Source organism: Gordonia sp. i37 (assembly GCF_002043085.1).
Classification (GTDB): domain Bacteria; phylum Actinomycetota; class Actinomycetes; order Mycobacteriales; family Mycobacteriaceae; genus Gordonia; species Gordonia polyisoprenivorans.
In genome coordinates this window covers 23322-34468 of record NZ_MVPX01000371.1, presented here as the reverse complement: position 1 = coordinate 34468, position 11147 = coordinate 23322, and the positions used below count along the sequence as shown (strand labels likewise).

12 protein-coding genes and 1 pseudogene are annotated in these 11147 nt (G+C 65.8%); 9 read left to right on the top strand and 4 right to left on the bottom strand.

Annotated features, from left to right (window positions below):
• Positions 1 to 189, top strand: a pseudogene (locus B1964_RS18170) (HNH endonuclease); the annotation flags it as partial.
• 430 nt (positions 190 to 619) lie between these two features.
• Here the strand turns inward: B1964_RS18170 and B1964_RS18165 are convergent.
• The 4 genes from B1964_RS18165 to B1964_RS18150 are packed head-to-tail and all read right to left on the bottom strand — an operon-like array spanning position 620 to position 4104.
• Positions 620 to 988, bottom strand: coding sequence for a carboxymuconolactone decarboxylase family protein (locus B1964_RS18165; RefSeq protein ID WP_079930741.1), 369 nt, complete (start codon positions 986 to 988; stop codon positions 620 to 622).
• Positions 985 to 1872 carry an NAD(P)-dependent oxidoreductase gene (locus tag B1964_RS18160; RefSeq protein ID WP_079930740.1) on the bottom strand — a complete coding sequence of 296 codons (888 nt, stop codon included), beginning with the start codon at positions 1870 to 1872 and terminating at the stop codon, positions 985 to 987. The genes B1964_RS18165 and B1964_RS18160 overlap by 4 nt, the downstream gene beginning before the upstream one ends.
• Positions 1869 to 2606, bottom strand: a complete 738-nt coding sequence (locus B1964_RS18155; RefSeq protein ID WP_006367800.1) for an SDR family oxidoreductase — start codon at positions 2604 to 2606, stop codon at positions 1869 to 1871. The genes B1964_RS18160 and B1964_RS18155 overlap by 4 nt, the downstream gene beginning before the upstream one ends.
• 31 nt (positions 2607 to 2637) lie before the next feature.
• Positions 2638 to 4104 carry an aldehyde dehydrogenase gene (locus B1964_RS18150; protein WP_079930743.1) on the bottom strand — a complete coding sequence of 489 codons (1467 nt, stop codon included), beginning with the start codon at positions 4102 to 4104 and terminating at the stop codon, positions 2638 to 2640.
• Positions 4105 to 4168: 64 nt separating this feature from the next.
• Between B1964_RS18150 and B1964_RS18145 the strand changes: the two genes are divergently transcribed.
• From B1964_RS18145 to B1964_RS18110, 8 genes are read left to right on the top strand one after another with little or no spacing between them, the layout of a single operon-like run.
• Positions 4169 to 4756, top strand: a complete 588-nt coding sequence (locus tag B1964_RS18145) for a TetR/AcrR family transcriptional regulator (protein ID WP_006367802.1) — start codon at positions 4169 to 4171, stop codon at positions 4754 to 4756.
• A 16-nt stretch (positions 4757 to 4772) separates the two neighbouring features.
• Positions 4773 to 6008, top strand: coding sequence for a cytochrome P450 (locus tag B1964_RS18140; RefSeq protein ID WP_079930739.1), 1236 nt, complete (start codon positions 4773 to 4775; stop codon positions 6006 to 6008).
• Positions 6008 to 6811, top strand: a complete 804-nt coding sequence (locus B1964_RS18135; RefSeq protein WP_079930738.1) for an SDR family oxidoreductase — start codon at positions 6008 to 6010, stop codon at positions 6809 to 6811. Before B1964_RS18140 ends, B1964_RS18135 begins: the two co-directional genes overlap by 1 nt.
• Entirely contained in the window at positions 6808 to 8169 is a 1362-nt protein-coding gene (locus tag B1964_RS18130; RefSeq protein WP_079930737.1) for a cytochrome P450, read from the top strand. The genes B1964_RS18135 and B1964_RS18130 overlap by 4 nt, the downstream gene beginning before the upstream one ends.
• Positions 8169 to 8369 (top strand): ferredoxin, encoded by a 201-nt coding sequence (locus B1964_RS18125; protein WP_079930736.1) that lies wholly within the window; start codon positions 8169 to 8171, stop codon positions 8367 to 8369. The genes B1964_RS18130 and B1964_RS18125 overlap by 1 nt, the downstream gene beginning before the upstream one ends.
• A 12-nt stretch (positions 8370 to 8381) precedes the next feature.
• Positions 8382 to 8924: a nuclear transport factor 2 family protein gene (locus tag B1964_RS18120; RefSeq protein ID WP_014361063.1), complete on the top strand. Its 543-nt coding sequence runs from the start codon at positions 8382 to 8384 to the stop codon at positions 8922 to 8924.
• A 9-nt stretch (positions 8925 to 8933) separates the two neighbouring features.
• A complete protein-coding gene (locus tag B1964_RS18115) occupies positions 8934 to 10247 on the top strand; it encodes a hypothetical protein (protein ID WP_079930735.1) in 1314 nt (437 codons plus the stop codon).
• Positions 10247 to 11116: an SDR family oxidoreductase gene (locus B1964_RS18110; protein ID WP_139765786.1), complete on the top strand. Its 870-nt coding sequence runs from the start codon at positions 10247 to 10249 to the stop codon at positions 11114 to 11116. Before B1964_RS18115 ends, B1964_RS18110 begins: the two co-directional genes overlap by 1 nt.
• The last annotated feature ends 31 nt before the right edge of the window (positions 11117 to 11147 follow it).

Below are 11147 nucleotides of genomic sequence, written 5' to 3'. Positions count from 1 at the left end.
ACCGACCTCGACAACGGCTGCCTGCTGTGCAGTAGTTGTCATGATGATGTGCACCACCACGGTTGGGACATCATCATGGGATTCGACCGACATCCGTGGCTCGTTCCGCCCGCCAGCATCGATCCGAAACGACAACCAGTGCCGTCGTATCACCGGCGGACCATGCGACTCGACGACACCGCAGCCTGACCTGCACTGCCCCACAACCTTATTCCCCGCATCCGGCCCGGCCGGGACCGCATCTGTTGTTTGAGAACTCCATAGAGATAATTCCCACCCGATGGTCGAGGTGATCGCGTGCCCGTGGACCGGATACCCATCGGTGCAACGGGTCTCGAGGCCCGGCGCCAGGGGCGCCGGACACCTCGACCATCGGGTGGGGAGGGTCCGAGTACCCGATCATCGGGCGGGAAAGCGTCAGCATCCTTCCGTGGCGAGTCGTCACCCCCCGATGGTCGAGGTGCGAGCCGCGTGCGGCGAGCCTCGAGACTGCCTGCGGCAGAGCTGGAACCGGATCACGGAGGTCCGAATACCTATCGGTGCAACGGGTCTCGAGGCCTCGTTCATCGGGGTGGGAACACCGTCGGGCAGGAGCGCGTCAGCGTCCTTCGATGGTCGGCTATTCGTTCTGGGACTTGCGATGGTTGTCGATCACCTTGCCGAACATGAAGTGCATCTTGGTGCCCAGGGGCCAGCCGACGTAGTAGCAGAGGAACAGGGAGATCTCCTCCAGCTGTTCCGGAGTCAATTCGCCATTGGCCAGCGCAGAGGACGCCTGGATCTCGGCGACGTCGATCTGGCCGGACTGTGCAAGGGCACCGAGGAGTAGGAGTCGGCGGTCGCGGATGGAAAGCCCTTCGCGGGACCAGACTTCGCCGAACACCTGATCGGCGGTGTGGGCGAAGTAGTCGCCGGGTCCGTCGGACATCTCCCAGCCGTAGACCTTCGACATCATGTCGAGCGACTTCTGGCGCTGCTCGGACGTCATGAGAGCTCTCCTTCGTGGTGGGGGACGCCGAGCGCCTGGGCAAGGTCGCGGCGTGCCAACCGACCGAGCGGAAGGTCGACGCCCAAGTGATCGGCAAGGGCTAACGCCAGCGTGAGATCTTTCTCGCCCAGGGTTCGAACCGATGTGAAGATGTCGTACCAGAAATCGTCCGGTGCGATCTCGGCGGTGTTGTCGCGCAGCATGATTGCGCCGGCGCCACCGGTGATGGCATCGGTGTGGCGGACCACTTTTCCGAGTTTCACCAGGTCGATACCTGCTGCCTCGGCAAGGCGGGCGGCCTCGGTGGTGGCGGTGAACGAGATGAAGTGGAGTAGGTTTCGCGCGAGCTTCATCTTCGTGCCCGCACCGACGTCCGAGCCGGCGTGGACCACCATGTCGGAGGTGAGCGCGAATGGTTCCTTTATTCTCTCGTAGGCGTCGCGCGGGCCGCCGACCATGATCGCCAAACGGCCTTCGGCGGCGCCGGCCGCGCCACCGGAGATCGGGGCGTCGAGCACTGTCACGCCGCGCTCGGCGGCCGCGGCAGCGAGATCGACTGCCGTCTCCGGAGCGATCGTCGAGTGCACGGTGATGATCGTCCCCGGAGCCGCGGTGCTCAACAGCCCGCCGTCGCCGCTGACGACTGTGCGGACCTGCTCGTCGTTGAGCACGCAGACCCCGATGACGTCGGTGCGAGAAGCCAGGTCCGACAGCGATTCCGCGCGATCGGCCCCCTGATCGACGAGCTTGGCGACGGCGTCCTCGGACAAGTCGAACACCGTCATCCCGCCGGCCCACTTGGCGAGGCTGCCGGCCATCGGGCCACCGATGTTTCCCAGCCCGACATACCCGAGCCGCAGAGAGCCGGCAGCGTCGGTGCTCACGACCGGATCACCTGCCCGCCGTCGACATTGAAGATCTGGCCGGTGATCCAGCCGGCCTCGTCGGACAACAGGAACAGGCACATGCCCACCAGATCCTCGGGTGTACCGAAGCGCTTGAGGGGCAGGCGGTTCACGATGTCGTCGACCATCTCCTTCGGTGTGGTGCTGCGCGTCGCCTCGGTGTCGATGGGGCCGGGCGCAATGGCGTTGACCCGGATGTTCTGACCGCCGAGCTCGGTGGCCAACTGTTGGGTGAGCCCGTTGACGCCAACCTTCGCGAGGCCGTAGAAGCCGCTGTACAACCATGCCGCGGTGGAGGATTGATTCACGATCGCACCACCATCGGTCATGTGCGAGTACACCGCGCGGGTGACGTTGAGCGCGCCGTCGAGATTCACGCTCATGAACTTCTTGTAGTAGTCCCATGGGACGGTGATCAAGAAGTCCAGCTTCATCCCGCCGTAGATCGCTGCGTTGTTGACCAGACCGTCGATCCGGCCGTACGTGTCCACGGTGGCCTGCGCGAGTGCGGCCGCCGAGTCGGGGTCGGAGACGTCGGTGTGGACGTAGCGTCCACCGATGTCGGCGGCGACCTTCTCGCCGGCCTCGTCGTTGAGATCGGCGACGACCACATTGGCGCCCTCGCCGGCCAGTGCTCGTGCGTAGGCCTCGCCGATGCCTCCGGCGGCGCCGGTGACGATGACGGTCTTGTCGGTGAATCGTGAAGAAGTCATGTGCTGCTGCTCTTTTCGTTGAATGATGAGGTCAGGCGGGTCGGGCGACGGCCTTGGTCTGCAGATACTCCTCGAAGCCGGCGACGCCCATCTCGCGGCCGATACCCGACGCCTTGTAGCCGCCGAAGGGCACGTCGGCGGAGTACCAGATGCCGCCGTTGACGGACATGGTTCCGGTGCGAATGCCGTTGACGACCTTGTTGATCCGGTCCTCGTCGGTACCCCACACCGCTCCGGAGAGTCCGTACGGAGAATCGTTGGCGATGCGGATGGCGTCGTCGTCGCCGTCGTGGGGGAGGATCACCAACACCGGCCCGAAGATCTCCTCCTGCGCGACCCGGGACGAATTATCAACCCCGGAGATCAACGTGGGTTCGACGAAGAATCCGGTGGGCTTGTCGGTGGGTCGTCCGCCGCCGATCTCGATGGTGCCACCCTCCGCACGTGCGAGTTCGATGTAGGACTCCACACGCTGACGTTGTCGAGCAGAGATCAAGGGCCCGCAGATGGTTCCGGCGTCGGCCGGGTCGCCCGCGGCGAGTCCGGCGAGGCTGTCGCGGGTGGCGGAGATCGCCTCGTCGAGTCGCTCACGGGGGACGAGCAGTCGGGTGGTGATGGCGCATCCCTGCCCGGCGTGGGTGACCACGGCGAACGCGGCCATCGAGCACGCGGCCGCGAGATCGGCGTCGTCGAGGACGACGAACGCCGACTTCCCGCCGAGTTCGAGGAAGACCTTGGTGAGCGATTCCGCGGCAGCGGCCATCACCTTCTTGCCGGTGGCGGTGGACCCGGTGAAGGACAAGACGTCCACGCGCGGGTCGCTGCCGAGTTGGGCGCCCACTGCGTGATCGCTGGAGGTGACGATGTTGACGACGCCGGGCGGGAAGTCTGTTTCCTCGGCGATCACCTTGCCGACCAGTGCCGCACACCATGGGGTGTCGGGGGCGGGCTTGAGGACGACCGTGCATCCGGCGGCAAGTGCCGGCCCGATCTTGGCGAAGTTGATCTGGTGCGGAAAGTTCCACGGCGTGATCGCGCCGACGACGCCGGCCGCCTCGCTGCGCACCTCGCGATGGTTCTTCAGTCCCATCGGCTTGGCCTCGCCGAGATCGGTGGTCCACGAATAATTCTCGGCGAGGTCTGCGAAGTAGCCGAGGTCGTTGATGGGTCCTTCCAGCTGCGGCCCGTGCGTCAGGAACACCGGGCAACCAACTTCGGCGACGGTGATCTCACGGAGTTCGTCGACGTGCGCGAGCAGGGCGTCGCGCAGCTGCCGGAGGCAACGCGCGCGAAATGAGTGGTCCCGGGACCACGGTGTTTCGTCGAAGGCGCGTCGAGCGGCGGCGATCGCGGCATCCATGTCGTCGGCGTCGGCGTCGGCCGCCTTGCCGATCACGGCCTCGGTGGCGGGGTTGATGACATCGAAAGTGCCACCCCCGCCGGGGATCAGCTTGCCGTCGATGAGTAGATCCGAGGCGGATACGGGTCTGAGTGACATGAACTGGAACTCCATCTGGACAGGTGTCTGGACTCAAGTTCAAACCTAGTGTAGCGTCGGTCACATGTCCAGCCCCGTATCCCAGGAATCGACCCGACGGCGACTCTCCGCCCAGCAGGCCGAAACCGTTGCCCGGCTGACCGACGCCGCGGTCGACGTGCTCAACGACGAGGGCTTCGACGGGTTGACGGTTCGGGTGGTCGCCAAGCGGGCCGGTGTCGCACCCGCCACCGCCTACACCTACTTCTCGTCGAAGAGTCACCTTGTGGCCGAGGTGTTCTGGCGCCGACTTGCCGACGGCGTGCCCGACCCCGACCCGGCCCTCGATCCGGCCGACCGGGTGGCCGCCGTGCTGCGGGATGTCTCCCTGGTGGTCGCCGGCGAGGGCCAACTCGGCGGCGCTGTCACCGTCGCGCTGTTGGGTACCGACCCTGACGTCGAACACCTGCGTCTGCGCATCGGCGGATTCATCCGCCAACGCCTCGCCCAGGCGCTCGAGGTGGACCCGGAGAACCCGGGGCCGGTCGTCGACGCGTTGGAGATGTTGTACGCCGGCGGGCTCGTGCACGCCGGGATGGGCCACCTCAGCTACGAGCAGACCTCCGAACGTCTGGTCGCCGCCGCCCACCTGCTGATGGAGAAGCAATCGTGATGATGGAGCACACCCGATGACCGACGCCGTTGCCGTGGCCGGGATGCAGGAGCACATTCCGTTCGATCCGTACGCCTATGGCTTTCATGAGGATCCGTATCCCACCTATGCTCGCCTGCGCCGCGAGGCGCCGGTGTATTACAACTCCGAGTTGGATTTCTGGGCGCTGGCCCGGCACGCGGACGTGCGCAGCGCGTTTCGTGACTCGGTGAACCTGTCCAACGCCTGGGGCGTGTCGATGGACCCGGCGTCGTACGGTCCCGACGCACACAAATCGATGTCGTTTCTGGCACTCGACGACCCCAAGCACATGCGTATCCGCAAACTGGTGAGCAAGGGCTTCACCCCGCGCCGCGTCAACGACCTCTCCGGCCGGATCACCGCCCTGACCCACGAACACTGGAGCCGGTGCCTCGACAAGGGCGAATTCGACTATGTCGCCGACTTCGCCGGATTGCTCCCGATGGACGTGGTGTCGGAGTTGCTCGGCGTCCCCGAGAATGACCGGGCGTTCCTGCGCAAGCAGTCGGATCTGCTGCTGCATCGCGAGGAGGGGGTGCTCGACGTCCCCGAAGCGGCCGTGTACGCGTATATCGAACTGCACAAATACTATTCGGCGTTGATCGCCGAACGCCGCACCAACCTCGGCGACGACCTCGTCTCGGCACTGCTCACCGCCGAGATCGACGACGAGTCGGGGGCCAAGACGGCGCTGTCCGACGACGAGATCGTCGGATTCATGGTGCTGATGGTGGTGGCCGGCAACGAGACGACCACCAAACTGCTTGCCAATGCCCTGTATTGGGCCTGGGGCAATCCCGACGAGATGGCGCGTGTCATCGCCGACCCCGACCTGGTGCCCGACTGGACCGAGGAGACGCTGCGCTACGACAACTCGACGCAGATGGTGCTGCGCCGGGTCGCCGCCGACGTCGACTACGGCGAGCACACCATCGCCGCCGGTCAACGGGTGTTGCTGCTGGTCGGATCGGCCAATCGCGACGAGGACGTCTTCGACGACCCCGACCGCTACCGGATCGGCCGGGACTGCGGTCAGGCGCTGATGAGCTTCGGCATGGGCACCCATTTCTGCCTCGGCGCCCACCTGGCGAGGTTGGAGGCCAACATCGGGCTGACCGAGGTGGCCCGGTCGATCCGATCGGTCGACATCGACATCGAGAACGCGGTGCGTGTGCACTCGGTGAACGTCCGCGGCTTCGCCGAACTCCCGGTACGAGTGACGGTGCGCTGATGGCCTTCCTCCCGCATCCCGCCCGACGCCCGGTCCTGGTGGCCGGCGCATCCTCCGGCATCGGCGCAGCCACCGCCGGATGGTTGGCGGCTCAGGGGCATCCGGTGGCCCTGGCCGCGCGCCGAGTCGACCGTCTCCAAGAACTCGCCGACAAGATCACCACCGCGGGCGGGGAAGCCGTCGCGGTGCCCCTCGACGTCACCGACGAGGCATCGGTCTTCGAGTGTGTCGCCAAGTCGCAGGCCGCGATCGGTGACCTCGAGATCGTCGTCGCCGGCGCCGGTGACCTCGCCGTCGGCCTGTCGTACGAGACCTCGTCGGCGGAGTTCGCCGATCAGATCAACATCCACCTCACCGGCGCCTACCGCCTCTACCGCGCTGTCATCGGCGGCATGATCGCGCGGACGCGCGGGGACTTCGTGTTCATCGGATCCGATGTGGCACTGCACCCACGGCCGTGGTCGTCGGCGTATGTGGCCGCCAAGTCCGGCATCGACGGTCTCGTCGCGACCATCCAACTCGAACTCGAGGGCACCGGCGTGCGCGCCGGGGTGGTGCGACCGGGCCAGACCCTCACCGGCATGGGCATGAATCTCGACCAGAAGACCACCGAGAACATGCTCAACGACTGGATCACGCACGGATTGGCGCGGCATGGCAATTTCCTTGCCCCGGAACACATTGCGCAGGCGGTCGCGGCCATGGTCGCGATGCCGCGCGGCGCGCACATGCGCAGCGTCGAGGTGGAGGCCGAAGGCGCCATCCCCAAGAGCAAACTCCCCCCGAAAGGATCCGATCAATGACCACCCTCACGACCCCGAAACGCGTGTCCGGCGGCGACGGTGAACACGGTCATCTCGACGAGCTCGCCACCGACCCGATCGGCCTGTTCTGGCGGGTTCGCGAGGAGTGCGGTGACGTCGGGCAGTTCCAGCTCGCCGACCGTGAGGTGGTGCTCGTCTCCGGTGCCGCGGCCAACGAGGAGTTCTTCCGCGCACCGGAGGAGGATCTCGACCAGGCGGCCGCATACCCGTTCATGACACCGGTTTTCGGTGAAGGCGTGGTGTTCGACGCGAGTCCCGAGGAGCGCTCCAAGGCGATTCACAACTCGGCGCTCAAGGGCACGCACATGAAGCAACATGCGGTGACGATTCCCCACGAGGCCGAGCGCATCATCGCCGGATGGGGCGATGAGGGTGAGATCGATCTACTCGAGTTCTTCGGCGAGCTGACCCTCTACACCTCCTCGGCGTGCCTGATCGGCCGCAAATTCCGCGAGCAGCTCGACAAGCACGTCTCCGAACTGTTCCACGACCTGGAGAAGGGCACCGACCCCATCGCCTACGTCGATGCCCACGCCGACATCGAGAGTTTCCGACGCCGCGACGCCGCACGCGCCGAACTCGTCGAGTACATCCAGGGCGTGATGGAAGAGCGCGTTGCGAACCCGGTGGCGGACAAAGAAGATCGGGACCTGATGGATGTCCTGATCCAGGTCGGCTTCGATGCCGACACCATCACCGGCATGTTCATCTCGATGATGTTCGCCGGCCACCACACCACCCAGGGCACGGCAGCGTGGACCCTCATCGAGTTGCTGCGCAATCCCGAATACCTACGTCGCGTCTACGACGAGCTCGACGAGATCTACGGCGACACACCGCCCGGCGAGCGTCCCGAGTACACCTTCGCCCACACCCGGCAGATGCCGTTGTTGGAGAACGCGCTGAAGGAGGCGTTGCGTCTGCATCCGCCGCTGATCATCCTGATGCGATTGGTGCAGAACGATTTCCACATCGAGGAATTCGAGGTGAAGGCCGGTCAGACGATCGCGGTCTCGCCCGCGGTGTCCAATCGGCTTGGCGACGACTTTCCCCATCCCGACACCTTCGACCCGGATCGCTACCTCAAGCCACGCCAGGAGGACCTGGTCAACCGCTGGACCTGGATTCCCTTCGGCGCCGGCCGACACCGTTGTGTGGGAGCGCAATTCGCGATCATGCAGCTCAAGGCGATCTTCTCGGTGCTGTTCCAGAACTACGAGTTCGAGATGGCCCAACCCGCCGACAGCTATCACAACGACCACTCGAAGATGGTGGTGCAGCTCGCGCAACCGTGCCGGGTGCGCTACCGCAAACGGGTCCGGGATACGGAGTCGTGATGCGCATCGAGATCGATCTCGACCTGTGCCAGGGCCACGGGATGTGCGAGATGGAGGCCCCGGAGGTCTTCGTCGCGCACCGCGATCACGCCGAGATCCTCGACAAGGAGCCCGACGAGAGCCTGCGCGAGCAAGTACTCGCCGCCGTGCAGTACTGCCCGACCCAAGCACTGAGAATCATCGACGACGACAACGAATGACGAGGACCTTTCATGCCTTTCGATCGTGCCGAACTGGACGAGATGAAGCAGCGCTGGCTGCAGGCCAACATCGACGCCGAGGCAGCCGGCGACTGGAAACCGTTGGCGGAGTTCTACACCGAGGACGCCACCTACGGCTGGAACTACGGCCCCGACAAGGATTTCATGGCCGTCGGACGCGACGAGATCCGTGAGATCGCGCTCGGGCAGGAGATGGAGGGCCTCGAGGGCTGGACCTACCCGTATCAGGAATGGGTGATCGACGATCGCACCGGCTCGATGATCGGACTATGGAAGCAGATCTATTCCGGCACCCGCGACGACGGTTCCCACTATGCGCTCGAAGGCATCCAGGGGAGCTGGTTCAAGTATGCCGGGAACTTCCAGTTCTCCTGGCAGCGTGACTTCTTCGACTACGGCAACGTCTCCGCCCTGTTCATCGAGATGCTGAAGAACAATGCGATGAGCGACGGCATGCTCAAACGGATCGAGAAGGCTACCGGTGATCAGCCGGGCTGGTATCCGTTCGGCAAGGCGCCGGTGCCCTTCTGGTGACCTGAACCCATGACCGATACAGCCCAAGAGATTCCGGCCCGCACCTACTCCGATCTGTCCGGCGACCAGCTCGCCGACCTCATTCCGGAGCTGCTGTTGTCGGGGCAACTCATCGATCGCAGTGGAATGGCGCACCTCATCAGCGCCTTCGGCCGGGACACGATGGCACAGGTGGCCATCGAGGAATGGATGGCCGCCAGCCCTGTCTACACCCACCGGATGCGGACCGCGTTGGGTATCGACGGTGACGGCGTCGAGGACATGTTCAAATGCCTGCAACTCGACATCGGGGCGCCCCCGCAGTTCATGGACTTCCGCTACGAGGTCACCGACCACCACCACGGTGCGTTCGTGCTGAATCACTGTGGCGCGTTGATGGATGTCGAGCCGCTCGGCGACGAGTACGTCACCGCGATGTGCCACGACATCGAGGACCCGACATTCGACGCGACCGCGATCGCCACCAATCGGCGGGCCCGCATCCGGCCGATCCATCGGCCGCCGCGTCGTCCGGCCGACCGGCACCCGCACTGCGCGTGGACGGTGACGATCGAACCCGACCGTGACGAACTCCCACTGCCGGCCGACGCCGAGACGATGTTCACCACACGTGCCGCGCAGATCGAGCTGGTGGCGATCGATCCGGACGCCGACGACGGGTTCGTCGACTATCGCGGACCGCTCGTCGCGGACCTGCAGTTCCGGGAGTGGTCGCACTCCGCGTTGGCGCGAATCGCCGAAGAGGTTGCCCTCCAACACCAATTGCTCGCATTGGGTTTCTGGACGAGCGTGCGTCGCCACGCCGACTCCGACGAGCAGGCGCGCGAGATCTTCGGCAAACAGTTCACCGGCATCGCGGGGTTGTCGGCGGATCGGTTGCGGCGGGCGCTGCGGCTGGGAACCGACGCCGCAGCGCTCGCGCAGGTGATCGCGTTGGTGCCGGTGCTCGGACCCCGCCGCTACACCGGGATCGAGGTCGATGTCGTGGGGGACGAGGTCGTGGTGACGATCCCCGGCGAGTCCGACGCACGGACCGACGGCGGATGGATCACCCTGCTGACCCACGACCGCATCGAACCGCTGCGCGCGATCGGTGTGGCCGTGGACCCGAGGTGGGTGGTCACCGAGTGCGCACGTACCGGGCGCACGTCCACCGGCAGCGGGCTCAGTGTGCGGTTCGCGCTCGGCGACGTCGAACAGCCCGAGAGCGGCGAGGTGGCGATCACCCGGTTCAGTTCCGGCGCCGACTTCGGCTTCACCGACCGCGGCCGCTCGGTCCCGGTCACCGCGCTGCCGATCACTCCGATCACCAGCGGGGTGTGATGGTCGAACTCGATCTGGCCGGCCGGGTGGCGATGCTCGCGGGTGCCACCCGGGGTATCGGCCTCTCGGTGGCGTACGCACTCGCCGGGCGTGGGGTCTCGCTGGTGATCAACGGACGCGACGACGAGGCCGTGGCCGCGACCGTCGAGGAGATCGTCGGCGGTGGTGGGCAGGCGGTCGGGGTGTGTGGGCCGGCCGGACACGCCGGCGTCGTGGAGAAGATGGCCGACGCCGCGCTGTCCGGGTTCGGTGCACTCGACATCGCCATCAACTGTGCCGGGATCGCCGAGCCGCCGGGGTCGACGGTCCTGACGATCACCGAGGACCAGTTCCGGGAACAGATCGACGCTCACCTGATGAGCGCGTTCCACGTCACCTCGATCGCCGGACGGGTGTTCGCCGAGCAGGAGTCGGGATCGATCGTGCTCACCGGCTCGGCCGCGTCGCTCGGAACCTTCGGTGGCAGTGGATATCCCGCCGCGAAGGGTGGGGTGAACGCACTCGCGCTCGCCGCGGCCGGTGATCTGCGCGATCTCGGTGTGCGCGTCAACGTCGTGATGCCGGGAGCCAAGTCGCGGTTGTCGTCGGGGCCGGAGTACGTGCGGCACATCGAAAGCCTGCATGAGCGGGGCATTCTCGACGAGTTCACCCGAGATGCCGCGCTCGATCCGGCTCCACCCGAGTACGTCGCACCGCTCTACACCTTCCTCGCCAGTGCGGCGGCGTCGGAGATCACCGGTCAGATCTTCAGCGCCGCAGGTGGTTTCATCGGACGATACGATCCGCACCAACCCACCTTCGTCGCCTATCGGGATCACGGCGCCACCGCGCCCTACGACATGAGTGAGCTCGCCGACCTGCTGACCTGACCGAGTGTGGTTGATCCCGGTGAGACTCATT